General features: G+C 34.2%; 31 protein-coding genes and 1 other annotated feature. All 31 genes read left to right on the top strand.

Annotated elements, in window-relative coordinates; all coding sequences use genetic code 11:
* The first annotated feature begins 187 nt into the window (after positions 1-187).
* The 31 genes from rpmG to rplF all read left to right on the top strand — a co-directional run bounded on the left by rpmG (position 188) and on the right by rplF (position 24,262).
* Positions 188-337 (top strand): 50S ribosomal protein L33, encoded by a 150-nt coding sequence (rpmG, locus tag M2214_RS16655; RefSeq protein ID WP_099191103.1) that lies wholly within the window; start codon positions 188-190, stop codon positions 335-337.
* Between the two features lie 24 nt (positions 338-361).
* The gene (secE, locus tag M2214_RS16650; RefSeq protein WP_248481125.1) at positions 362-586 is read left to right on the top strand and encodes a preprotein translocase subunit SecE; all 225 of its coding nucleotides are present in this window, start codon (positions 362-364) and stop codon (positions 584-586) included.
* A gap of 57 nt (positions 587-643) precedes the next feature.
* Positions 644-1,168, top strand: coding sequence for a transcription termination/antitermination protein NusG (gene nusG, locus M2214_RS16645; RefSeq protein WP_248484904.1), 525 nt, complete (start codon positions 644-646; stop codon positions 1,166-1,168).
* Positions 1,169-1,203: 35 nt separating this feature from the next.
* Positions 1,204-1,629, top strand: a complete 426-nt coding sequence (gene rplK, locus M2214_RS16640) for a 50S ribosomal protein L11 (RefSeq protein WP_099191109.1) — start codon at positions 1,204-1,206, stop codon at positions 1,627-1,629.
* A gap of 61 nt (positions 1,630-1,690) precedes the next feature.
* Positions 1,691-2,389, top strand: a complete 699-nt coding sequence (gene rplA / locus M2214_RS16635; RefSeq protein WP_248481124.1) for a 50S ribosomal protein L1 — start codon at positions 1,691-1,693, stop codon at positions 2,387-2,389.
* 50 nt (positions 2,390-2,439) lie between these two features.
* Positions 2,440-2,573, top strand: a sequence feature (ribosomal protein L10 leader region).
* A gap of 36 nt (positions 2,574-2,609) precedes the next feature.
* Positions 2,610-3,113 carry a 50S ribosomal protein L10 gene (rplJ, locus tag M2214_RS16630; protein ID WP_248481123.1) on the top strand — a complete coding sequence of 168 codons (504 nt, stop codon included), beginning with the start codon at positions 2,610-2,612 and terminating at the stop codon, positions 3,111-3,113.
* Positions 3,114-3,151: 38 nt separating this feature from the next.
* Positions 3,152-3,514, top strand: coding sequence for a 50S ribosomal protein L7/L12 (gene rplL, locus M2214_RS16625; protein WP_248481122.1), 363 nt, complete (start codon positions 3,152-3,154; stop codon positions 3,512-3,514).
* 313 nt (positions 3,515-3,827) lie between these two features.
* Positions 3,828-7,499 (top strand): DNA-directed RNA polymerase subunit beta, encoded by a 3,672-nt coding sequence (gene rpoB / locus M2214_RS16620; RefSeq protein ID WP_248484902.1) that lies wholly within the window; start codon positions 3,828-3,830, stop codon positions 7,497-7,499.
* A gap of 111 nt (positions 7,500-7,610) precedes the next feature.
* The gene (gene rpoC / locus M2214_RS16615) at positions 7,611-11,096 is read left to right on the top strand and encodes a DNA-directed RNA polymerase subunit beta' (RefSeq protein ID WP_248481121.1); all 3,486 of its coding nucleotides are present in this window, start codon (positions 7,611-7,613) and stop codon (positions 11,094-11,096) included.
* 263 nt (positions 11,097-11,359) lie between these two features.
* Positions 11,360-11,605, top strand: coding sequence for a ribosomal L7Ae/L30e/S12e/Gadd45 family protein (locus M2214_RS16610; protein ID WP_248481120.1), 246 nt, complete (start codon positions 11,360-11,362; stop codon positions 11,603-11,605).
* A 38-nt stretch (positions 11,606-11,643) separates the two neighbouring features.
* On the top strand, positions 11,644-12,063 hold the full coding sequence (gene rpsL / locus M2214_RS16605) for a 30S ribosomal protein S12 (RefSeq protein WP_248481119.1): 420 nt from the start codon (positions 11,644-11,646) through the stop codon (positions 12,061-12,063).
* A 122-nt stretch (positions 12,064-12,185) separates the two neighbouring features.
* A complete protein-coding gene (gene rpsG, locus M2214_RS16600; protein ID WP_248481118.1) occupies positions 12,186-12,656 on the top strand; it encodes a 30S ribosomal protein S7 in 471 nt (156 codons plus the stop codon).
* 45 nt (positions 12,657-12,701) lie between these two features.
* Positions 12,702-14,768 carry an elongation factor G gene (fusA, locus tag M2214_RS16595; protein WP_248481117.1) on the top strand — a complete coding sequence of 689 codons (2,067 nt, stop codon included), beginning with the start codon at positions 12,702-12,704 and terminating at the stop codon, positions 14,766-14,768.
* Between the two features lie 57 nt (positions 14,769-14,825).
* The gene (tuf, locus tag M2214_RS16590) at positions 14,826-16,019 is read left to right on the top strand and encodes an elongation factor Tu (protein ID WP_248481116.1); all 1,194 of its coding nucleotides are present in this window, start codon (positions 14,826-14,828) and stop codon (positions 16,017-16,019) included.
* A 518-nt stretch (positions 16,020-16,537) separates the two neighbouring features.
* Complete coding sequence (rpsJ, locus tag M2214_RS16585) at positions 16,538-16,849, top strand: 30S ribosomal protein S10 (protein WP_248481115.1); 312 nt, start codon at positions 16,538-16,540, stop codon at positions 16,847-16,849.
* 93 nt (positions 16,850-16,942) lie between these two features.
* Positions 16,943-17,575 carry a 50S ribosomal protein L3 gene (rplC, locus tag M2214_RS16580; RefSeq protein WP_248481114.1) on the top strand — a complete coding sequence of 211 codons (633 nt, stop codon included), beginning with the start codon at positions 16,943-16,945 and terminating at the stop codon, positions 17,573-17,575.
* A 29-nt stretch (positions 17,576-17,604) separates the two neighbouring features.
* Complete coding sequence (gene rplD, locus M2214_RS16575; protein ID WP_248481113.1) at positions 17,605-18,228, top strand: 50S ribosomal protein L4; 624 nt, start codon at positions 17,605-17,607, stop codon at positions 18,226-18,228.
* Positions 18,228-18,518 carry a 50S ribosomal protein L23 gene (rplW, locus tag M2214_RS16570; RefSeq protein ID WP_099191137.1) on the top strand — a complete coding sequence of 97 codons (291 nt, stop codon included), beginning with the start codon at positions 18,228-18,230 and terminating at the stop codon, positions 18,516-18,518. Before rplD ends, rplW begins: the two co-directional genes overlap by 1 nt.
* 27 nt (positions 18,519-18,545) lie before the next feature.
* Entirely contained in the window at positions 18,546-19,376 is an 831-nt protein-coding gene (gene rplB, locus M2214_RS16565; RefSeq protein WP_248481112.1) for a 50S ribosomal protein L2, read from the top strand.
* 37 nt (positions 19,377-19,413) lie between these two features.
* Complete coding sequence (rpsS, locus tag M2214_RS16560) at positions 19,414-19,695, top strand: 30S ribosomal protein S19 (RefSeq protein WP_099191141.1); 282 nt, start codon at positions 19,414-19,416, stop codon at positions 19,693-19,695.
* A gap of 29 nt (positions 19,696-19,724) precedes the next feature.
* Complete coding sequence (gene rplV, locus M2214_RS16555; protein WP_248481111.1) at positions 19,725-20,057, top strand: 50S ribosomal protein L22; 333 nt, start codon at positions 19,725-19,727, stop codon at positions 20,055-20,057.
* A 26-nt stretch (positions 20,058-20,083) separates the two neighbouring features.
* Positions 20,084-20,827 carry a 30S ribosomal protein S3 gene (gene rpsC, locus M2214_RS16550; RefSeq protein WP_248481110.1) on the top strand — a complete coding sequence of 248 codons (744 nt, stop codon included), beginning with the start codon at positions 20,084-20,086 and terminating at the stop codon, positions 20,825-20,827.
* Positions 20,828-20,858: 31 nt separating this feature from the next.
* Positions 20,859-21,302 (top strand): 50S ribosomal protein L16, encoded by a 444-nt coding sequence (gene rplP / locus M2214_RS16545; protein ID WP_248481109.1) that lies wholly within the window; start codon positions 20,859-20,861, stop codon positions 21,300-21,302.
* Entirely contained in the window at positions 21,292-21,495 is a 204-nt protein-coding gene (rpmC, locus tag M2214_RS16540) for a 50S ribosomal protein L29 (protein WP_248481108.1), read from the top strand. Before rplP ends, rpmC begins: the two co-directional genes overlap by 11 nt.
* A 27-nt stretch (positions 21,496-21,522) precedes the next feature.
* A complete protein-coding gene (rpsQ, locus tag M2214_RS16535; protein ID WP_248481107.1) occupies positions 21,523-21,777 on the top strand; it encodes a 30S ribosomal protein S17 in 255 nt (84 codons plus the stop codon).
* Between the two features lie 25 nt (positions 21,778-21,802).
* Positions 21,803-22,171: a 50S ribosomal protein L14 gene (gene rplN, locus M2214_RS16530; RefSeq protein ID WP_248481106.1), complete on the top strand. Its 369-nt coding sequence runs from the start codon at positions 21,803-21,805 to the stop codon at positions 22,169-22,171.
* Positions 22,172-22,194: 23 nt separating this feature from the next.
* Positions 22,195-22,503, top strand: a complete 309-nt coding sequence (gene rplX, locus M2214_RS16525; RefSeq protein WP_248484900.1) for a 50S ribosomal protein L24 — start codon at positions 22,195-22,197, stop codon at positions 22,501-22,503.
* Positions 22,504-22,526: 23 nt separating this feature from the next.
* Positions 22,527-23,069, top strand: coding sequence for a 50S ribosomal protein L5 (gene rplE / locus M2214_RS16520; RefSeq protein WP_248481105.1), 543 nt, complete (start codon positions 22,527-22,529; stop codon positions 23,067-23,069).
* 17 nt (positions 23,070-23,086) lie between these two features.
* Positions 23,087-23,272, top strand: coding sequence for a type Z 30S ribosomal protein S14 (locus tag M2214_RS16515; protein WP_099191157.1), 186 nt, complete (start codon positions 23,087-23,089; stop codon positions 23,270-23,272).
* Positions 23,273-23,294: 22 nt separating this feature from the next.
* On the top strand, positions 23,295-23,693 hold the full coding sequence (gene rpsH / locus M2214_RS16510; protein WP_248481104.1) for a 30S ribosomal protein S8: 399 nt from the start codon (positions 23,295-23,297) through the stop codon (positions 23,691-23,693).
* Between the two features lie 29 nt (positions 23,694-23,722).
* Positions 23,723-24,262 (top strand): 50S ribosomal protein L6, encoded by a 540-nt coding sequence (gene rplF / locus M2214_RS16505; protein ID WP_248481103.1) that lies wholly within the window; start codon positions 23,723-23,725, stop codon positions 24,260-24,262.
* Positions 24,263-24,273: the final 11 nt, after the last annotated feature.

Genomic DNA, 24,273 nt, shown 5'->3' with positions numbered 1-24,273 from the left:
CATCTTCCTTCTCTTTTTTTTCTAAATGAATTGGAAAAAAATATAATAGTATATTTTTCAAAAATAATTGACATGAGTATAAAAATATGATAACTTTTATAAGGTGATACTTATAATACTAGCAATCTATGTGTAAAAATATAGATTGTTTTAAGATATGGACATGACAAATTAGGAGGTGTGCCAAATGAGAGTTAAGGTAACTTTAGCATGTACTGAATGTAAACAAAGAAATTACAATACAACTAAGAACAAGAAAAACAACCCAGACAGAATAGAATTAAAAAAATATTGTAGATTCTGCAAAACACATACTACTCACAAAGAAACAAAATAGTTTATAAAAGGATGTGACGTGGGAATGTCGGCCCAAACTAATATAAATTCGAATAAAGAAAATACTAAAAGCATAGGTAGATTCTTGAAAGAAACTAAAGGGGAACTTAAAAAAGTTCATTGGCCAAACAAAAAAGAGCTAACTAAATATACTGGAGTAGTTCTAATGACATGTCTTTTTATGACAGTATTAGTATGGGCGGTTGATTCTGGTATAGGATTCTTGTTAAAGCTTATGCTAAATAGATAATTCCGCAAAGGAGGTCAGTGTCATCTAATATTTAGGTAGATGGCAGTTAAAGATAATATGTCAGAACTAGAACAAGCCAGATGGTATGTTGTTCATACCTACTCAGGTCACGAGAATAAAGTAAAAGCTACTATTGAAAAAGCTGTTAAGACTAGAGGGATGGAAGATTTCATCTTAGATCTAGCTGTACCTACTGAGGAAATAGTAGAAACTAAAAATGGTAAGACTAAATCTAGACAAAGAAAGATATTCCCTGGATATGTTTTGGTTAAAATGATCATTACTGATGAATCTTGGTATATAGTTAGAAATACTAAAGGTGTAACTGGATTTGTAGGTCCTGGATCTAAACCCGTTCCTTTATCAGAAGAAGAAGTTAAGACTATGGGTGTTGAAAAAACAACTTTAGAGATAGATTTTGAAGTTGGAGAAGCTATAACGGTTAAGTATGGACCGTTTGAAGGATTCATGGGAAATATTGAAGAAATAAATCTAGAGAAAAAAGTTGTAAAAGTATTAATATCAATGTTTGGTAGAGAAACTCCAGTTGAACTGGAATTCGATCAAATAGAAAAAATATAATCTAAAGAAACAAACCTATCAAGGAGGTGTACTAAATGGCTAAAAAAGTTATAGGACAAATAAAATTACAAATACCTGCAGGAAAAGCTACTCCAGCTCCACCAGTAGGACCAGCATTAGGACAACATGGTGTTAACATAATGGGATTCTGTAAAGAATTTAATGCTAAAACTGCAGATAAGGCTGGATTAATAATTCCAGTTGTTATAACAGTTTATCAAGATAGATCTTTTACGTTTATCACAAAAACTCCACCAGCTGCAGTATTACTTAAGAAAGCTGTTGGTTTAGAGTCAGCTTCTGGAGAACCTAACAAGACAAAGGTTGCTACTATCTCTAAAGATAAAGTAAGAGAAATAGCTGAAATGAAAATGCCTGATTTAAATGCTGCTACAGTTGAAGCTGCTATGAGTATGATAGCTGGAACTGCTAGAAGTATGGGTATTGTTGTAGAAGACTAATATTTGTTTAAAAAAGTGGGAGGTAAAATTACCGCTATAAACCACAAGGAGGTAAATTGAAATGGCTAAAAGAGGAAAAAATTATTTAGAAGCTAGTAAGTTAGTTGATAAAAACACATTATATGATGCATCTGAAGCATTAGGATTAACAGTTGAAGCTGCTAAAGCTAAATTTGATGAGACTGTTGAAGCTCACATTAAATTAGGTGTAGATTCAAGACATGCAGACCAACAAGTAAGAGGTGCTGTAGTTCTTCCTCACGGAACTGGTAAATCTAAAAAAGTTTTAGTTTTTGCTAAAGGTGAAAAAGCTAAAGAAGCAGAAGCAGCAGGAGCAGATTTTGTTGGAGCTGAAGAATTAGTATCTAAAATTCAAGGTGAAAACTGGTTTGATTTTGATGTGGTTGTTGCAACTCCTGACATGATGGGTGTTGTAGGAAGATTAGGTAGAGTACTTGGACCAAAAGGTTTAATGCCAAACCCTAAATCTGGAACAGTTACATTTGATGTTGCTAAGGCAATAGATGAAATAAAAGCTGGTAAAGTTGAATATAGATTAGATAAAACTAATATAATTCACGTTACAGTTGGAAAAGTTTCATTTGGAAAAGAAAAATTAGTAGAAAACTTCGCAGCTTTAATGGAAGCTATTATAAAAGCTAAGCCATCTGCTGCTAAAGGACAATACTTAAGATCTGTTACAGTAGCATCTACTATGGGTCCTGGAGTTAAAATAAATCCAGCTAGAGTTGCAGAGTAATAAAAAAACTCTTGACATAGATAGTTAAATGTTTTATAATTAAAAAGTTGAAAAAAATAAATGTTTTACCGTAGACAGTAGGTGCTTTACAGCTTAATTTTCCTACCGAGGTTTTCTATAAATTGATTAATTTAGAGAATAAAGCCTTTGTATGTCTACATACAAAGGCTTTTATAATATACGGTGAAATATATAATAGACGAAGGAGGTGGAGACCTAAATGTCTAAAAATGTAGAATTAAAAGGACAAGTTGTTTCAGAAATAGCTGAAAAATTAGAAAAGTCTTCGTCAACTGTAATTGTTGATTATAGAGGATTAACAGTGGAAGAAGTTACAGAACTTAGAAAGAAGTTCAGAGAAGCTGACGTAGAATACAAAGTTTACAAGAATACTCTTGTTAGAAGAGCAGCTAAGCAAGTTGGAATCAATGACTTAAATGATGAAACATTAGTTGGACCAAATGCAATAGCTTTTGGATATGAAGATCCTGTTGCTCCAGCTAGAGTTATAAGTGATTTCATGAAAGATCATCCAAAACTAGAACTTAAAATGGGTATAGTTGAAGGTGAATTCTATGGAAAAGAGCAAATTGAAGAATTCTCTAAGATTCCTTCAAGAGAAGTTCTTATTGCGAAATTACTTGGCAGCTTAAAAGCTCCAGTATCAAACTTTGCATACTTAATAGATGCTTTAATCAAGAAGCAAGAAGGACAAGAAGCTTAATAAATTAACGTTTAATAAAATATCGGAGGTGCTTAAAAATGACTATAGAGCAAATTTTAGAAGCTATAGAAAATATGAAAGTTTTAGAATTAAATGAATTAGTTAAAGCTGCAGAAGAAAAGTTCGGAGTATCTGCTTCTGCGCCAGTAATGATGGCTGGAGCTGCTGGTGGAGCTGCTGCTGAAGAGAAGACTGAGTTCGACGTAGTATTAGTTGAAGCAGGATCTTCAAAAGTAGGAGTTATCAAAGCAGTTAGAGAAATAACTGGACTTGGATTAAAAGAAGCTAAGGCTGTAGTAGACGGAGCTCCAAAAGCTGTTAAAGAAGGAGCTTCAAAAGAAGAAGCTGAGCAAATCAAAGAAAAATTAGAAGCTGCGGGAGCTAAAGTAGAAGTAAAATAATTTACTTTAGGAAAAAGGGTGCCTATTGGGCACCTTTTTTTATGCGTTTTAAAAAAAATTTAAAAAATAGACTTATAAAACATTTATAATTAAATTCAAAATGGATACAATAGGAAATGGTGGAACGGATAAAAGTATTAAAGATTTTATTTTAAACTTTAATCATAAGATAAAAAATATATTCAATATAATTGATATTTTTAATAAAATTATATTGACCTATTGACAAAAATGTGATAACATTATTGAATGCATTGGAATGGAAAAAAATTTGTTTTTAAGTTTTATTTTTATTATGAGAGGTGAAAATGGAATGCCACATCCTGTCACAATAGGTAGAAGAACGAGAATAAGCTTTTCTAAAATTAATGAAGTTGCAAAGCTTCCCAACCTTATAGAAATTCAACTAGATTCCTATGATTGGTTTTTAGAGGAAGGACTAAAAGAAGTTTTTGAAGATATTTCGCCTATAGAAGATTACACAGGTAATCTTATCTTAGAGTTTGTAGATTATTCCCTAGATGAAAAACCTAAATACGAAGTAGAAGAATGTAAAGAAAGAGACGTTACCTACTCGGCGCCGTTAAAAGTCAAAGTTAGACTTATAAACAAAGAAACGGGAGAAGTTAAGGAACAAGAAGTTTTCATGGGAGATTTCCCATTAATGACTGAAAAAGGTACATTTATAATAAATGGAGCAGAAAGAGTAATAGTAAGTCAGCTTGTTAGATCTCCGGGTGTATATTTTAGCCAAGAGAGAGATAAATCAGGAAAGAGACTGATTTCATCTACTGTTATACCTAACAGAGGAGCATGGTTAGAATATGAGACTGATTCTAATGACATAGTATCTGTTAGAGTTGATAGAACTAGAAAACAACCTGTAACTGTACTATTAAGAGCTTTAGGTTTTGGAACTGATGCGGAAATAATAGAACTTTTAGGTGAAGACGAGAGATTATACTCGACACTTGAAAAAGACAACACTAAGACAGTAGAAGAAGGTCTTATTGAAATATACAAAAAGTTAAGACCAGGAGAACCTCCTACAGTTGAGAGTGCTTCTTCTTTATTAAACTCATTATTCTTTGATGCTAAAAGATATGATTTAGCTAAAGTAGGAAGATACAAATTCAATAAAAAATTAGCTTTAGCGTACAGAATCATAAACAAAATAGCTGCACAAGATATAGTTAATACAGAAACAGGAGAAGTTTTTGTAAAAGAAGGAGAAAAAATATCTATAGAACAAGCTAAATCTATACAAGATTCAGGGATAAATGTAGTTAAGGTTTATTCTGATGAAGATAAAGAAGTTAAAGTTATAGGAAATAACTTTGTAGATATAAAAGAACATATATCATTTGATTTAAGTGATTTAAAAATAAAAGAAAAAGTTCACTACCCTACGTTGAAAGAAATATTAGATACATACAGTAGTGAAGAAGAAATAAAAGATGCTATAAAAGATAACATAAGAAAGCTAATACCTAAACATATAATATTAGATGATATTATAGCTTCTATAAACTATCAATTCAACTTATTCCACCAAATAGGTAATATTGATGATATAGATCATTTAGGAAATAGAAGAGTAAGATCTGTTGGAGAATTACTTCAAAATCAATTTAGAATAGGTCTTTCTAGAATGGAAAGAGTTATTAAAGAAAGAATGACAATACAAGATATAGAAGTTGCAACTCCGCAAGCATTAATCAATATAAGACCGGTTGCTGCAGCTATAAAAGAGTTCTTTGGAAGTTCTCAATTATCTCAGTTTATGGATCAAACAAACCCATTATCAGAGCTTACACATAAGAGAAGATTATCAGCTCTTGGACCTGGTGGTCTTTCAAGAGAAAGAGCAGGATTTGAGGTTCGTGACGTTCATCATTCGCATTATGGAAGAATGTGTCCTATAGAGACTCCAGAAGGTCCAAATATCGGACTTATAAACTCACTTGCTACTTATGCTAAGATAAATGAATATGGATTTATTGAAGCGAGTTATAGAAAAGTAGACAAAGAAACTGGAATAGTAACAAATGAGATACATTATTTAACTGCAGATGAAGAAGAGATATATGTAAGAGCCCAAGCTAACGAACCACTTGATGCTGAAGGAAGATTTGTAAACAAAAGAGTTACATCAAGAACAACTAATGGTATTGTTAAAGTTGTGCCGCAAAACCTAGTTGATTACATGGATATATCTCCAAAACAGGTTGTTTCTGTTGCAACGGCTATGATTCCGTTCCTTGAAAATGACGATGCCAACCGTGCCCTAATGGGATCAAACATGCAACGTCAGGCTGTTCCTCTAGTTAGAAGAGAGTCTCCTATTATAGGAACTGGAATAGAGTATAGAGCAGCTAAGGACTCTGGAGCAGTTGTTGTAGCGAAAAACTCTGGAATTGTTGATAAATTAAGTGCGGATGAAATAGTTATAAAAAGAGAAGATGGAAATAAAGATAGATATAATATGCTTAAATTTAAGCGTTCAAACCAAGGAACTTGTATAAATCAAACTCCTATAGTAAATAAAGGAGATAAGATTGAAAAAGGTGATGTTATAGCTGATGGACCATCTACAGATATGGGAGAAATCGCATTAGGTAGAAACTGTCTTATAGCATTCATGACTTGGGAAGGATATAACTATGAGGATGCAATCCTTATAAATGAAAGATTAGTAAAAGAAGATAGACTATCTACTATTCATATAGAAGAATACGAAGCAGAAGCAAGAGACACAAAGCTTGGACCAGAAGAAATAACAAGAGATATACCTAACGTTGGAGAAGACGCTATTAAAAACCTAGATGATAGAGGAATAATTAGAATAGGTGCAGAAGTAGAATCTGGAGATATATTAGTTGGTAAGGTAACTCCTAAAGGAGAGACTGAGCTTACTGCAGAAGAAAGACTTCTTCGTGCAATATTCGGAGAAAAAGCTAGAGAAGTTAGAGATACTTCTTTAAAGGTTCCTCATGGTGAGTCAGGAATAATAGTAGATGTTAAGGTATTTACAAGAGAGAATGGAGATGAATTACCTCCAGGAGTAAATGAGCTTGTAAGATGTTATATAGCTAAGAAGAGAAAGATAAACGTAGGGGATAAGATGGCTGGACGTCATGGAAATAAAGGGGTTATATCTAGAATTCTACCTGAAGAAGATATGCCGTTTATGGAAGACGGTACACCAGTAGAGATAGTTCTGAATCCACTAGGAGTTCCATCTCGTATGAACATCGGACAGGTTCTAGAGATACATTTAGGCCTTGCAGCTAAATCTTTAGGATGGCATGTTGCTACATCTGTATTTGATGGAGCGAAAGAGGAAGATATAAGAACTGCTTTAAAAAATGCTAATTATCCTGAAGATGGAAAGCTTAGATTATGTGACGGAAGAACTGGAGATGCATTTGACAATAGAGTAACTGTTGGATACATGTATATGCTTAAACTACATCACTTGGTTGATGATAAGCTACATGCTAGAAGTACAGGTCCTTATTCGTTAGTTACACAACAGCCTCTAGGTGGTAAAGCACAATTTGGAGGACAAAGATTTGGAGAGATGGAGGTTTGGGCTCTTGAAGCTTATGGTGCATCTCATACACTACAAGAAATACTAACAGTAAAATCAGATGATGTAATAGGACGTGTAAGAACATACGAAGCTATTGTTAAGGGTGAAAACATTCCTGAACCAGGAATTCCTGAATCATTCAAAGTTTTAATAAAAGAACTTCAAAGTTTATGTCTTGATGTAAAGGTATTAACTGAAGAAGATCATGAAATAGAAGTAAAAGAGTCTGTAGATGAAGAAGACGTTAGTGAGAATTTTGAATCTATTGTTTCTGGTGAACAAGATACAGAAGAGCTAGAAACTGTAGTAGAAGAAGCTGATGAAGATTTTGAAGTGGATTTTGATGAATCTTTATTAGAAGATGATTTAGATGAAGAATTTGATTTTTAATAAAATATAATAAAAGATTCTTAATGCTAGTTTGAATAAACTAGCATTAAGGTATTATAAAAAAAATAAAGTTAATTACTTTAAATCTCAAAAAAGAAGGGAGAGAACTCCTTGTTTGAACTAAATAATTTTGAGTCAATAAAAATAGCTTTAGCATCTCCTGAGAAGATAAGACAATGGTCAAAGGGAGAAGTAAAAAAGCCGGAAACGATAAATTATCGTACTTTAAAGCCAGAAAAAGATGGACTATTCTGTGAGAGAATATTTGGTCCAACTAAAGACTGGGAATGTCACTGTGGAAAATATAGAAGAGTTAGATATAAAGGTGTAGTATGTGACAGATGTGGAGTTGAGGTAACTAAGTCTAAAGTTAGACGTGAAAGAATGGCTCATATAGAGCTTGCAGCTCCGGTATCTCACATATGGTACTTCAAAGGAATTCCAAGTAGAATGGGACTATTACTTGATATGTCACCAAGATCACTTGAAAAAGTTTTATATTTTGCATCTTATATAGTTATAGATGCAGGTGAAACTGGCCTTACAGAAAAGCAGCTTTTGACAGAAAAAGAGTATAGAGATGCTCAAGATAAGTATGGAAACACATTCAAAGCAGGAATGGGAGCGGAAGCTGTAAAAGAACTTTTAGTTAAAATTGATTTGGAATCTCTATCAAAAGAATTAAAATCAAAATTAAAAGATAGTACAGGTCAAAAAAGAGTTAGAACTATAAGAAGAATGGAAGTTGTAGAGGCTTTCAAAAAGTCTGATAATAAAGCAGAGTGGATGATCCTTGATGTAATCCCTGTAATACCTCCGGATTTAAGACCTATGGTTCAATTAGATGGAGGAAGATTTGCAACTTCAGATTTGAATGATCTATACAGAAGAGTTATAAATAGAAATAACAGATTAAAGAGATTATTAGAATTAGGAGCACCTGATATAATCGTTAGAAATGAAAAAAGAATGCTTCAAGAATCAGTAGATGCTCTTATAGATAATGGTAGAAGAGGTAGACCAGTAACTGGGCCTGGAAATAGACCATTAAAGTCTTTATCTGATATGTTAAAAGGAAAGCAAGGGCGTTTCCGTCAAAACCTTCTTGGTAAGCGTGTTGACTATTCAGGACGTTCTGTTATCGTAGTAGGACCAGAACTTAAATTCTATCAATGTGGTCTTCCTAAGAAAATGGCTTTAGAATTATTTAAGCCTTTTGTAATGAATGAACTTGTATCAAAAGGATATGCTCATAATATAAAGAGTGCAAAGAGAATGGTAGAAAAAGTTAAATCAGAAGTATGGGATGTTTTAGAAGAAGTAATAAAAGGACATCCAGTACTACTAAACCGTGCGCCTACTCTACATAGACTAGGAATACAAGCTTTTGAACCAACTCTAGTAGAAGGTAAGGCTATAAAATTACATCCGCTAGTTTGTTCAGCTTATAATGCGGATTTCGACGGAGACCAAATGGCAGTACACGTACCTTTATCTGTTGAAGCACAAGCTGAAGCTAGATTCTTAATGCTGTCTACTAATAACATATTAGCACCTAAGGATGGTTCTCCTATAACTACACCAACTCAGGATATGGTACTTGGAAGTTACTACTTAACTATAGAAGTTGAGGGAGAAAAAGGAGAAGGAAGCGTATTTAAGGATTATAACGAAATGCTTCTTGCATACCAAACTGGAGCAGTTGGACTTCATGCTAAGGTTAAAGTAAGAAAGAAATTAGTAGAAGAAGATAAAGATGTATTAGTAGAAAGTACTGTAGGTAGATTTATATTTAATGAAAATATACCTCAAGACTTAGGTTTTGTTGATAGAAGCGAAAGCAAACATTCACTAGAAGTAGACTTCTTAGTTGATAAAAAGCAACTAGGAAAAATTATAGATAAATGTTTTAGAAAACATGGAAATACTATTACTGCTATAATGCTTGATGATATAAAAAATCTAGGATTTAGATTCTCAACAAGAGGAGCTATAAGTATCGCTGTTGCAGATATGATAATACCTAAAGAAAAACCACAGTTAATATCAATAGCTGAAGAAAAGGTAGAAAAATATGAAAGAGCTTATAGAAGAGGTCTTATATCTAATGAAGAAAGAGAAGAAAAAGTTATAGAAACTTGGACTAATACTACTGAAGAAGTTACAGATGCTCTTATGAATAGTTTGGGTCGTTTAAACAACGTATTTATAATGGCGCATTCAGGAGCCAGAGGTAGTAAAAACCAAATAAGACAGCTTGGAGGAATGCGTGGTCTTATGGCCAATGCGTCGGGTAAAACGGTAGAAATACCAGTTAAATCTAACTTCCGTGAAGGTCTTACTGTACTTGAGTACTTTACATCTTCGCATGGTGCCAGAAAAGGACTAGCAGATACAGCGCTTCGTACAGCCGATTCAGGATACCTAACTAGAAGACTTGTTGATGTCAGCCAAGACGTTATAGTTAGAGAAGTTGATTGTGGAACACAAGAAGGTGTTTTAGTATCAGCATTTAAAGATGGAAATGAAGTAATAGAAGAATTATATGATAGAATTGTTGGAAGATACACTCTTGATGATGTAGTAGATCCTAAAACTAATGAAGTTCTAGTGTCAGCTGATTCTAGAATAGATGAAGACGATGCTAAGAGAATAATAGATGCAGGGCTTGAAAAAGTAAAAATAAGATCTGTACTTAATTGTAAAACTTCTCATGGAGTTTGCTCTAAGTGTTACGGACGAAATCTTGCTACTGGTAAAGAGGTAAATATAGGTGAGGCAGTAGGTATAATAGCAGCTCAATCTATAGGTGAGCCTGGTACACAGCTTACAATGCGTACTTTCCATACAGGAGGAGTTGCAGGAGGAGACATCACGCAAGGTCTTCCAAGGGTAGAGGAGCTATTTGAAGCTAGAAAACCTAAAGGACTTGCAATAATAACAGAAATTTCAGGTACTGTTCAACTTGATGAAACAGGAAAGAAAAAAGAAGTTACTATAATAGATGAATTTGGAGAATCAAAAACTTATTCAATACCTTATGGATCAAGAATTAAAGCTAAACAAGGACAATTCTTAGAAGCTGGAGATCCTATAACTGAAGGATCTATAAATCCACATGATATACTAGGAGTAAAAGGTGTTCTTGGAGTTCAAGATTATATAGTTAAAGAGGTTCAAAGGGTATATAGAATGCAAGGTGTTGATATCAACGATAAGCATATTGAAGTTATCGTTAGACAAATGTTATCTAAAGTTAAAATAGATGATCCGGGAGATACTGATTTACTTCCAGGAGGACTTGTAGATATACTTGAATTTAATGCTGAAAATGAAAAAACAGTTGCAAATGAATTAAGACCAGCAGTTTCAAAGAGAGTTTTATTAGGAATAACTAAAGCGTCTCTTGCTACAGAATCATTCTTATCAGCTGCTTCATTCCAAGAAACAACAAGAGTATTAACTGAAGCTGCTATAAAAGGAAAAGAAGATAATCTAATAGGTCTTAAAGAAAATGTAATTATAGGTAAATTGATACCTGCAGGAACAGGAATGAAAAGATATAAGAATATAGCTGTTGAAAAAGTGGAAGAATAAAATGTAACTTGATTGACATTCTATATAGAATAATTGAATTTTGATCACACTAAAACATTACAGTTCTTTTCTTTATCTACAGGGTAAAGAAAAGAATTGTAAGTTATAGGATAAAATTACAATAACGTTTTTCAAAGATATATTGACACTAAACAGTATATAATGTTAAAATGTTAAAGTGTGCAAATTTAAGAAAGTGGACTTTTGAATATTTATCAGATTACACTTTAATCTTTTGAGTATTTAATAAGGAGGAAACTTTAATGGATTTACAAAGCTTGAAAAATGAAAAAAAAGTAATAGGCACCAAACAAGCAACCAGAGCCTTGAAAGAAAATAAGGCTAAGTTAGTTTTCATAGCACAAGACGCAGAAAAGCATGTTACAAAACATGTGGAAGAATTATCGAAACAAAATAACGTAGAAATAATCTACGTTGATTTCATGGAGGAACTAGGCAGAATTTGCAATATACAAGTAGGCGCTGCCATAGTTGCTGTTTTGAAATAGTTGGCCGTTAACTAAAATATTGGAAGGAGGTGCGAACGATGCCAACAATAAGTCAGTTAGTTCGTAAAGGAAGAAAAGCAATAGAGAAGAAATCTACTGCTCCAGCTTTACAAAAAGGTTTTAATTCATTAAACAAAAAATCTACAAATACTAGTTCGCCACAAAAAAGAGGAGTATGTACTTCTGTTAAGACTGTAACTCCTAAGAAGCCTAACTCAGCTTTAAGAAAGATTGCCAGAGTTAGATTAACTAATGGAATAGAAGTTACTGCTTATATTCCGGGAGAAGGACACAACTTACAAGAGCATAGTGTTGTTCTTATAAGAGGTGGAAGAGTTAAAGATTTACCAGGAGTTAGATACCACATATTAAGAGGTACTCTAGATACTGCTGGTGTTGAAAACAGAGGTCAATCAAGATCTAAGTATGGTACTAAGAAGCCTAAGGCTAAGAAGTAATTAAAAAGATAATTTAAAAAATCGTTCGGTGCTTTAAATATATATAAATATTTACGGCATCACGGCAAATGATAAGTTTGTCGAGTACCGATGATCTAAAAAAGATTAAGGAGGGAAGCACAATGCCAAGAAAAGGTAATGTTCCAAAGAGAGAAATTTTACCTGATCCGATATACGGAAGTAAGGTTGTTACTAAATTAATAAACAATTTAATGTTAGATGGTAAAAAAGGGAAGTCGCAAAACATTGTGTACGGAGCTTTTGAACTTATAAAGGAAAGAACTGGAGAAGAGGCATTAGAAGTTTTCGAAAAAGCTATGAATAATATAATGCCAGTACTTGAAGTTAAAGCTAGACGTGTTGGTGGAGCTAACTACCAAGTACCAATAGAGGTAAGACCAGAAAGAAGACAAACTTTAGGTCTTAGATGGTTAGTTAAGTATACTAGAGCTCGTGGAGAAAAGGGAACAGTAGAAAAGCTAGCTAAAGAAATAATGGATGCTGCTAATAACACAGGTGCATCAGTTAAAAAGAAAGAAGATACTCATAAGATGGCAGAAGCTAATAAAGCATTTGCTCATTACAGATGGTAAAATATATAAAAACTGATAAAGCTCATATCAGAAAGGAGGATACCTGTGGCTAGACAATTTTCTTTAGAAAAAACTAGAAATATAGGTATAATGGCTCATATAGATGCAGGAAAAACTACTACTACTGAGAGAATCCTGTTCTATACTGGTGTTACTCGTAAGATAGGAGAAACTCATGAAGGAGCTTCTCAAATGGACTGGATGGAGCAGGAAAAGGAAAGAGGTATAACAATAACTTCTGCTGCTACAACTTGTCAATGGAATGGAAATAGAATAAATATAATAGATACTCCTGGACACGTAGACTTCACTGTTGAGGTTGAAAGATCTCTTCGTGTTCTTGATGGATCAGTTGCTGTTTTCTGTGCAAAGGGTGGGGTTGAACCTCAATCTGAGAACGTGTGGAGACAAGCTGATACTTATGGAGTACCAAGAATTGCATTCGTAAACAAAATGGATAGAACAGGCGCTGACTTCTTCAACGTTGTACAAATGATGAAGGATAGATTAGGAGCTAATGCAGTTGCAGCTCAATTGCCAATAGGTAATGAAGATCAGTTCAGCGGAATTGTTGACCTTGTTGAAATGAATGCAAGAATATACAAAGATGACCTAGGTCAAGACATGGAAACAACAGAGATTCCTGAAGATTTAAAAGATCAAGCTCAAGAATATAGAGAAACATTAGTTGAAACTGTTGCTGAAACAGATGAAGAGTTAATGATGAGATATTTAGAAGGTGAAGAAATATCTAATGAAGAATTAAAAGCTGCTTTAAGAAAAGCTGTTATCGCTTGTGAGGTAAACCCAGTATTCTGTGGTACTGCTTACAAGAACAAAGGTGTACAGTTATTATTAGATGCAGTTATAGATTATATGCCATCTCCTCTTGAGGTACCAGCTATAACTGGTATAACTCCAGATGGAGACGAAGAATCTAGACCATCTTCTGATGAAGAGCCATTCTCAGCATTAGCATTTAAGATAATGGCAGATCCATTTGTTGGAAAACTTGCTTTCTTTAGAGTGTACTCTGGAGTATTAGCAGCTGGTTCTTATATAATCAACTCAACTAAGGGTAAGAAAGAAAGAATTGGACGTATACTACAAATGCATGCTAACTCAAGAGAAGAAATATCTCAAGTTTATGCTGGAGATATAGCTGCAGCTGTTGGACTTAAAGATACTACTACTGGAGATACTTTATGTGATCCAAATCATCCAATTGTTCTTGAATCAATGGAATTCCCAGAGCCTGTTATTTCTGTTGCTATAGAGCCTCAATCTAAAGCAGCTCAAGAAAAAATGGGTATAGCTCTTCAAAGACTTGCTGAAGAGGATCCAACATTCAGAGTTCGTACTGATGAAGAAACAGGACAAACTATAATATCTGGTATGGGTGAACTTCACCTTGAAATTATAGTTGATAGAATGTTAAGAGAATTCAAAGTAGAAGCTAACGTTGGAGCTCCACAAGTTGCGTATAGAGAAACTATTACTCAAGAAGTTGATATTGACAATAAGTACTCTAAGCAATCTGGTGGTAGAGGACAGTATGGTCACGTTAAGATTAGAGTTAGACCTACTGAGCCAGGCGAAGGTTATAAGTTTACTAATAAGGTAGTAGGGGGAGCGATCCCTAAAGAATATATTGGACCAGTTGATGCTGGTATCCAAGGCGCTATGGAAGCCGGAGTAGTTGCAGGATATCCTGTTGTTGACGTTGAAGTTGAATTATATGATGGTTCTTACCATGATGTCGATTCATCTGAGATGGCCTTCAAGGTTGCTGCTTCTATGGCATTCAAAGAAGCTATGAGAAAATCAAACTCAGTTCTTCTTGAGCCATACTTCAAAGTAGAAGTTGTAACTCCAGAAGATTACATGGGAGATGTAATGGGTGACTTAAACTCTAGACGTGGTAGAATAGAAGGAATGGAAGCTAGATCAGGTGCTCAAGTAATAAATGCATATGTTCCACTTTCAGAGATGTTTGGATATTCAACGACTTTAAGATCTATGTCTCAAGGTCGTGCGACATATACAATGATATTCGATCACTACGAGCAAGTTCCAGCATCTGTTGCTAAAAAAGTAGCAGAAGGAAAATAATATAAATAAATGGTAGGGATGCAAACATCCCTGCCTTAATATAAGGAGGAATAAAAAATGGCAAAAGCTAAATTTGAAAGAAATAAGCCACATGTTAACATCGGAACAATAGGACACGTTGACCACGGTAAAACAACATTAACAGCAGCTATAACAAAAACATTATATGCAAGATACGAATTAGGAGAAGCAGTAGACTTTGCAAACATAGATAAAGCTCCAGAAGAAAGAGAAAGAGGAATCACAATTTCAACAGCACACGTTGAATATGAGACTCCAAACAGACACTACGCACACGTTGACTGCCCAGGACATGCTGACTACGTTAAGAACATGATCACAGGAGCAGCTCAAATGGACGGAGCAATATTAGTTTGTTCTGCAGCAGATGGTCCAATGCCTCAAACAAGAGAGCATATATTATTATCAAGACAAGTTGGTGTACCATACATAGTAGTATTCTTAAACAAATGTGATATGGTAGATGACGAAGAGTTATTAGAACTTGTTGAAATGGAAGTAAGAGACTTATTAAATGAGTACGAATTCCCAGGAGATGACACTCCAATAGTACAAGGATCAGCTCTTAAAGCATTAGAAGATCCATCAAGTGAGTGGGGAGATAGAATAGTACAATTATTCGAAGAAATAGATGCATATATCCCTGAGCCAGAAAGAGATATAGATAAGACTTTCTTAATGCCTGTAGAGGACGTATTCTCAATCACAGGAAGAGGAACAGTTGCAACTGGTAGAGTTGAAAGAGGAATCTTAAAGGTTCAAGATGAAATAGAAATAGTAGGACTTGCAGAAGAAGCAAGAAAGATCGTTTGTACAGGAGTAGAAATGTTCAGAAAGCTTCTAGATCAAGCACAAGCTGGAGATAACATCGGAGCATTATTAAGAGGTGTTCAAAGAGATGAAATCCAAAGAGGACAAGTATTAGCTAAGCCAGGATCAATAAAGCCTCATACAAAAGTAATGGCAGAGGTATACGTATTAAAGAAAGAAGAGGGAGGAAGACATACTCCATTCTTCGATGGATATAGACCTCAATTCTACTTTAGAACAACAGATGTTACAGGATCAATAAAGTTACCAGAAGGAGTAGAAATGGTAATGCCTGGAGATAACATCACAATGGAAGTTGAATTAATCGCTCCAATAGCAATGGAAGAGGGATTAAGATTCGCTATCCGTGAGGGTGGAAGAACAGTAGGAGCAGGAGTAGTTGCTTCTATAATAGAATAATTAAAAATATAGAGAAGGTGTATGCCTTCTCTTTTTTTATGCTTAAGGGACTATATGATTTTCAAATTATGGATAGCATTGATAAAGAATTAAACTTGCAACTATTTTTGAGCAACGGAGGCCGTAAGGATCGTTGGCGATATGAGTCAGTGCGTAGCGACTAGACGAATTTTTTACGAAAAAAAAACTTTACAATTCTATATGTTTATTATAAAATAAATAATGTTGAAAACGGATTATCTATATAGACGCAATTTAAACAAATAAAAAACATGTTTTTTAAAAAAAACTCTTGAAAAAAATGTGTTTTTGATATAAAATGTAGTAGTGTGTTTGAGAAATGCGATGATGTAAAAGGTTGCTGACCACCAGGTAATTTTTACAGAGTATGTCTGTATCTCAGAATCGGGCGACCTGATCCTATGCTGTGTTTTTTAAAAAGACAACACACCCGGAACAGTGTAAACGGATCAAGTCGTACGTGAAAATTAAACGTGCGATAAAGGAGGGAAAATAAAATGGCTAAGAACGAAAAAATAAGAATCAGATTAAAATCATATGATCACAAGATATTAGATTTATCAGCAGAAAAGATAGTTGAGACTGCTAAGAAGACAGGAGCTAAGGTTTCAGGACCAGTACCGCTACCTACTGAAAAGCAAATAATAACTATATTAAGAGCAGTTCATAAGTACAAGGATTCTAGAGAACAGTTCGAAATGAGAACTCATAAGAGACTTGTAGATATAACAAGCCCAACACCAAAAACTGTAGATTCTTTAATGAAGTTAGATTTACCAGCAGGTGTTGATATTGAAATCAAATTATAATAAATTTGATACTAAGATATGGATATAGATATACCTTATCTTAGAATGATTACGAATTCGTAATCCGCTGTAAGATTATAGGAGGTGTCAAACATGAATGGATTATTAGGTAAAAAGATTGGAATGACTCAAATATTTACTGAAGAAGGTAATGTTATTCCTGTTACTGTTATTGAAGCAGGACCAATGGTAGTTACTCAAATTAAAAATGTAGAAAATGATGGATACAATGCGATTCAAGTAGGTTTTGGAGATGCTAAAGAGAAATCTTTAAACAAGCCTCAAAAAGGACAATTTGAAAAAGCTGGAGTATCATTCAGAAAGCATTTAAAAGAATTTAGAGTAGAGAACTCAAGTGAGTATACAGTAGGACAAGAAATAGCTACTGATATATTTGCAGCAGGAGAAAAAGTAGATGTTACTGGAATAAGTAAAGGTAAAGGATTCCAAGGTGTTATAAAGAGACATGGTCAAAGTAGAGGACCTGAAACTCACGGTTCTAGATACCACAGAAGACCAGGTTCAATGGGAGCTTGTGCTACACCTGGTAGAGTGTTCAAAGGTAAAAAACTAGCTGGACACATGGGAGTAGACAAAGTTACTATCCAAAACCTAGAAGTTGTAAGAGTAGATGCTGAAAAGAACTTAATATTAGTTAAAGGTGCTATACCTGGAGCTAAGCGTTCGTTAGTTACTATAAAAAAAGCAGTAAAGTCAAGCAAGTAATTTAATCTTGTAAGAAAGGAGGAAGCAAAATGCCAAAAATAGATATATTAAACATTAACGGTGAAAAGGTTGATGAATTAGTACTATCAGATAACGTATTCGGTGCTGAAGTTAATGAACACGTTTTATATGAAGTAGTAAAGAATCAATTAGCTAATAAAAGACAAGGTACTCAATCTGCTAAGACTAGATCTGAAGTAAGAGGTGGGGGAAGAAAACCTTGGAGACAAAAAGGAACTGGTAGAGCAAGACAAGGTAGTACAAGATCACCTCAATGGGTAGGTGGAGGAATTGTATTCGCACCAAAGCCTAGAGATTATAGATACACTTTACCTAAGAAGGTAAGAAGATTAGCTATGAAGTGTGCTTTATCATCTAAAGTTCAAAACAAAGAAGTAATAGTTTTAGATGCATTAAACATGGAAGCTCCAAAAACTAAAGAATTCGCTAAAATACTTAACAACTTAAAAGTAGAAAAGAAAGCTTTAATAGTTTTAGGAGAAAACAATAAAAATGTAATAAAGTCAGCTTCAAACATAGAAGGAGTTACAACTGCTCAAGTTAACACTATGAATGTATATGATATATTAAAGCATGATGCATTTATTATAACTAAAGATGCTGTTGAGAAAGTGGAGGAGGTGTACGCATAATGACTAATCCACATGATATAATTGTAAAACCTGTTATAAGTGAACAAAGTATGGCGGATATGGCTTCTAAAAAATACACTTTTGTAGTTTCTAAAAGAGCTAACAAAACTGAAATAAAGAAGGCTGTTGAAACTGTATTTGGTGTTTCAGTCGATAAAGTAAACACTTTAAACTATAGCGGAAAAGAAAAAAGAATGGGAAAACATGTAGGAAGAACTGCAAGCTTCAAGAAGGCTGTTATCACTTTAACAGCTGATAGCAAAGAAATAGAGTTCTTCGAAGGCGTGTAGTGATCAAGCAAGAAGGAGGGAAATAAGATGGCTATTAAAAAGTTTAAACCAACTTCTCCTGGATTAAGACAAATGACGGTTTTAGTTTCTGATGAAATAACTAAACATGAACCGGAAAAATCATTACTAGTTTCTTTAAAGAAACATTCAGGAAGAAATGCTCATGGTAAAATAACTGTTCGTCATAAAGGTGGCGGAGCTAAGAAAAAGTATAGAATAATAGATTTCAAGAGAAATAAAGATGGTGTTCCTGCAAAAGTTACTGCAGTTGAATACGATCCAAATAGAACTGCTAACATAGCATTATTAGCTTATGCTGATGGAGAAAAAACATATATATTAGCACCTAATGGAATTAAGGTTGGAGATACTTTAATGTCAGGTGAAAATGCAGATATCAAAGTGGGAAATGCTTTAGAATTAAAAGATATCCCAGTTGGTACTTTAGTACACAACATTGAATTGAAAGCTGGAAAAGGTGGACAAATAGTAAGATCTGCTGGAGCTTCAGCTCAGTTAATGGCTAAAGAAGGAAAGCATGCTCTTTTAAGATTACCATCTGGAGAAATGAGATATGTTAACATCAACTGTAGAGCTACAATAGGACAAGTTGGAAACTTAGAACACTTCAACGTAACTGTAGGTAAAGCAGGAAGAAAGAGACATATGGGTATTAGACCAACAGTAAGAGGATCTGTAATGAACCCTTGCGACCATCCACACGGAGGAGGAGAAGGTAGAGCACCAATAGGTAGACCATCACCGGTTACACCTTGGGGTAAACCAGCTCTTGGATACAAAACTCGTAAGAAAAACAAAGCTTCTGATAAATTAATAGTATCAAGAAGAAAGAAATAATAAACACTAATAAGTAATATGGGAAGGAGGAAAGCAAATGGGAAGATCAACTAAAAAAGGACCTTTTGTTCACCCACGTCTTCTTAAGAAGATAGAAGCTATGAATGCTGCAAATGAAAAGAAAGTTATCAAGACTTGGTCAAGAGCATCAACTATATTTCCTCAAATGGTAGAACATACTATAGCTGTGCATGATGGTAGAAAGCACGTACCAGTTTATGTAACAGAAGATATGGTTGGACATAAATTAGGAGAATTTGCTCCTACAAGAACTTTTAAAGGACACAAAGACGACGAAAAGTCTTCTAAGAGAAAATAGTCCATTTATAATGGAAGGAGGTAATCGCTGTGGAAGCTAGAGCAACTGCTAAATATATACGTATAGCACCAAGAAAAGCAGGTCAAGTAGCTGGTATTGTTAGAGGGAAGAATGTAAACGAAGCTTTAGCAATATTAAAGTATACACCAAAAGTTGCTGCACCAGTAATAGCTAAGGTTATAAAATCTGCAATGGCTAACGCTGAAAACAATTACAATATGGACGTAGATAAATTATATGTTGCGGAAGTATTTGCAAACCAAGGCCCTACAATGAAGAGATTCATGCCAAGAGCTATGGGAAGAGCTACAACTATTAGAAAAAGAACAAGTCATATAGAGGTAGTATTAAAAGAAAGATAAATTTATCTATAGAAGGAGGGAAATCAATGGGTCAAAAGGTTAACCCACACGGCTTTAGAGTCGGAGTGATAAAGGATTGGGATTCTAGATGGTTCGCTGATAAAAAAGAGTTCGGTGCTTTTATATTAGAAGATCATACTATACGTAAATTCCTAAAAAATAAATTAAACACAGCTGGAGTTTCTAGAATAGAAATCGAAAGAGCTGCTAATAAACTTAGATTACACCTATCTGTTGCTAAGCCAGGAATGGTTATAGGTAGAGGTGGATCTGGAATAGAAGCTTTAAAAGCTGAATTAGAAAAAATGACTAAGAAAAATGTTTATATAAACATTATCGAAGTTAGAAATCCAGAAAAAGAAGCTCAATTAATAGCAGAAAATATAGCTTTAGCTATCGAAAGAAGAGTATCTTTCAGAAGAGCTATGAAGCAAGCTATACAAAGAGCTATGAGAGCAGGAGTTAAAGGTATAAAAGTTTCTGCATCAGGTAGACTTGGTGGAGCTGAAATGGCTAGAACTGAAGGATACAGTGAAGGAAATGTACCACTTCAAACTTTAAGAGCTGATATAGCTTATGGATTCGCTGAATCAAACACAACTTATGGTAAAATAGGAATCAAAGTTTGGGTTTGTAACGGAGAAGTTCTTCCATCAAAGAATGGTTTCGCACCAAGAGTGATAGAAGAGAAAAAAGACAGAAAAAGAAGAGATAATAGAAGAGATAATAGAAACAATAGATCTCAAAGATCTCCAAAGAAAGAGGCTTAATAAGTAGATATTAAGGAAGGAGGAAATACTCATGTTAATGCCTAAAAGAGTAAAGCGTCGTAGAGTTCACAGAGGTAAAATGTCTGGTCAAGCTCATAAAGGTAACAAAGTTACTTATGGAGAGTTCGGATTAGTAGCATTAGAACCAGCATGGATAACTTCTAATCAAATAGAAGCTGCCAGAATAGCAATGACAAGATATATAAAAAGAGGGGGAAAAGTTTGGATAAAGATATTCCCTCATAAACCAGTAACAAGAAAGCCAGCAGAAACTCGTATGGGAGCCGGAAAAGGATCACCAGAATATTGGGTAGCTGTAGTTAAACCTGGTAGAGTAATGTTTGAACTTGCAGGAGTTCCAGAAGAAAAAGCTAGAGAAGCTATGAGACTTGCAATGCATAAGCTTCCTGTTAAATGTAAATTTGTATTACGTGAAGAAACTGAAGTAAAGGGTGGTGAAGCGGATGAAAGCTAAAGAGTTAAAAGAAATGACTAGCTCAGAGTTAAATCAAAAGATAAATGAATTTAAAAGTGAATTATTTAGCTTAAGATTCCAATTAGCTACAGGACAACTTGAAAATACATCTAGAGTTAAGTTCGTTAAAAAAGATATAGCTAGAGTAAAGACCATCCTTAGAGAAAGAGAACTAGAAGAATCTAGAGCTTAGTAGCTTAAAAGAAGGGAGGCTCTCAATATGGAAAGAGGAAGAAGAAAAGTTAGAATAGGCCGTGTTGTAAGTGATAAAATGGACAAAACTATAGTTGTTGCTGTAGAAGAGTTCGTTCGTCATCCATTATACGGAAAAGCCGTAAAGAGAACTAAGAAATTTAAGGCTCATGATGAGCAAAATGTATGTAAAATTGGCGATAGAGTGAAAATAATGGAAACTAGACCTTTATCAAAGGATAAGAGATTCAGATTAGTTGAAGTTATAGAGCAAGCTAAATAATACAGGCGAAAAGGAGGGATTATGAATGATACAACAGGAGACACGTTTGAAAGTTGCTGATAATTCAGGTGCTAAAGAACTATTATGTATACGTGTTTTAGGCGGAAGTGGAAGAAAATATGCAAACGTTGGAGATGTAATAGTTGCTACTGTTAAAAGTGCAACACCTGGTGGAGTTGTTAAAAAAGGTAAAGTAGTAAAAGCTGTAGTAGTAAGAACTAAGCAAGGTCTAAGACGTAAAGACGGTAGTTATATAACATTTGATGAAAATGCTGCTGTTATAATAAAAGACGATAAAACTCCTATGGGAACTCGTATCTTCGGGCCTGTTGCAAGAGAGTTAAGAGATAAAGATTTCATGAAGATAGTTTCTCTTGCTCCAGAGGTACTATAATTAAGGAGGTGCAATAGAGAATGATGCGCGTAAAAAAAGATGATACTGTTGTTGTTATAACGGGAAAAGATAAAGGCAAAAAAGGTAAAGTCCTAAAAGTTTTTCCTAAGGCAGAAAAAGTACTAGTTGAAGGCGTAAACATGGCTACAAAACATCAAAAGCCTAACGCTAAAGTGCAACAAGGTGGAATTGTACATCAAGAAGCACCTATACATGTTTCAAATGTTATGTTATTTGATGCTAAAGAAGGTAAAGGTGTAAGAGTAGGATTCAAAACATTAGAAGATGGAACAAAAGTAAGAGTTTCTAGAAAGAGCGGAGAAGAAATATAATATCTTGAAAGGAGGTACCTAAAGTGGCTTCAAGATTAAAAGAAAAGTACACGAAGGAAGTTGCTCCAGCATTAATGGAGAAATTCACATATGAAAATGTTATGGAGATACCTAAACTTGAAAAAGTTATAATAAACATGGGTATTGGTAATGCAAAGGAAAATCCAAAAGAATTGGAAGCAGCAGTTGCAGAATTAGAAATGATAACTGGACAAAAGCCTGTTACTACTAAAGCAAAGAAATCAGTTGCAAACTTCAAATTAAGAGAAGGAATGCCTGTTGGTGCTAAAGTAACATTAAGAGGAGACAAAATGTATCACTTTGTTGATAAATTAGTTAACATTTCTTTACCAAGAGTTAGAGACTTCAGAGGAGTTAACCCTAATTCATTTGATGGAAGAGGAAACTATGCGCTTGGAATTAAAGAGCAATTAATTTATCCAGAAATAGAGTACGATAAAGTTGATAAAGTAAGAGGAATGGATATAATATTTGTTACTAGTGCTAAGAATGATGAGCAAGCACGTGAATTATTAAAATTATTAGGAATGCCATATTCTAAGTAATCAAAGGAGGGATTCCAGTGGCTAGAAAAGCTATGGTTGTGAAACAACAGAGAAAACAAAAGTATAAAACAAGAGAATATACTAGATGTAGCATATGTGGTAGACCACATGCTGTTTTAAGAAAATTCGGCATATGTCGTATATGCTTTAGAGAACTAGCTTATAAAGGCGAAATACCTGGAGTTAGAAAAGCAAGCTGGTAATATATGAAAGGAGGTCAGAACTATGACAATGACAGATCCAATAGCGGATATGCTAACACGTATAAGAAATGCTAACACAGTTAAACATGAAACTGTTGACATACCTGCTTCAAATATTAAAAAAGAAATAGCTAGAATTCTGTTAGAAGAAGGATTCATAAAAGGCTATGATGTTATAGAAGATGGAAAGCAAGGAATAATCAGAGTTCAATTAAAGTACGGAATGAATAACGAGAGAGTTATAACTGGAATAAAGAGAATTTCAAAGCCAGGAATGAGAGTTTATGCTGCTAAGCATGAAATACCAAAGGTTTTAAATGGTCTTGGAATTTCAATAATATCTACTTCAAAAGGTATAATAACAGATAAACAATCAAGAAAAGAAGGCGTTGGCGGAGAAGTAATTTGCTACGTTTGGTAATATAAAGAACGCTGCAAGGAGGTGTAGATATGTCAAGAATAGGTATTAAGCCAATTGAGATAACAGAAGGCGTAGACGTTATAATAGGAGAAGGTAACATTATAACAGTTAAAGGCCCTAAAGGAGAACTTAAAAAGCAGTTTGTAGAAGACTTAAAAATAACTAAAGAAGGTAACTCTATAGTAGTTGAAAGACCTACAAACAATAAGAGACATAGATCTTTACACGGATTAACTAGAACACTTATAGCTAATATGGTTGAAGGTGTAACTAAAGGATACGAAAAGAAATTAGAGTTAGTTGGTGTAGGATACAGAGCTCAAAAGCAAGGCAAAAAATTAGTTATGAGTTTAGGATTTTCACATCCAGTAGAAATGGAAGATCCAGAAGGTGTAGTAACTGAGACACCTAACCAAACTGAGGTAGTAGTTAAAGGTATAGATAAGCAATTAGTAGGTAACTACGCTGCTAAGATAAGAGCTTGGAGAAAGCCTGAGCCATACAAAGGCAAAGGGGTTAAGTACGCTGGAGAAGTTATAAGACGTAAAGAAGGAAAAACAGGCAAGTAAAAAAAATCTAT

The organism is Tepidibacter aestuarii (assembly GCF_934924865.1).
Classification (GTDB): Bacteria; Bacillota; Clostridia; order Peptostreptococcales; family Peptostreptococcaceae; genus Tepidibacter_A; species Tepidibacter_A aestuarii.
The sequence above is the reverse complement of the archived record's forward strand: the minus strand, read 5'-3'. Positions and strand labels throughout refer to the sequence as shown.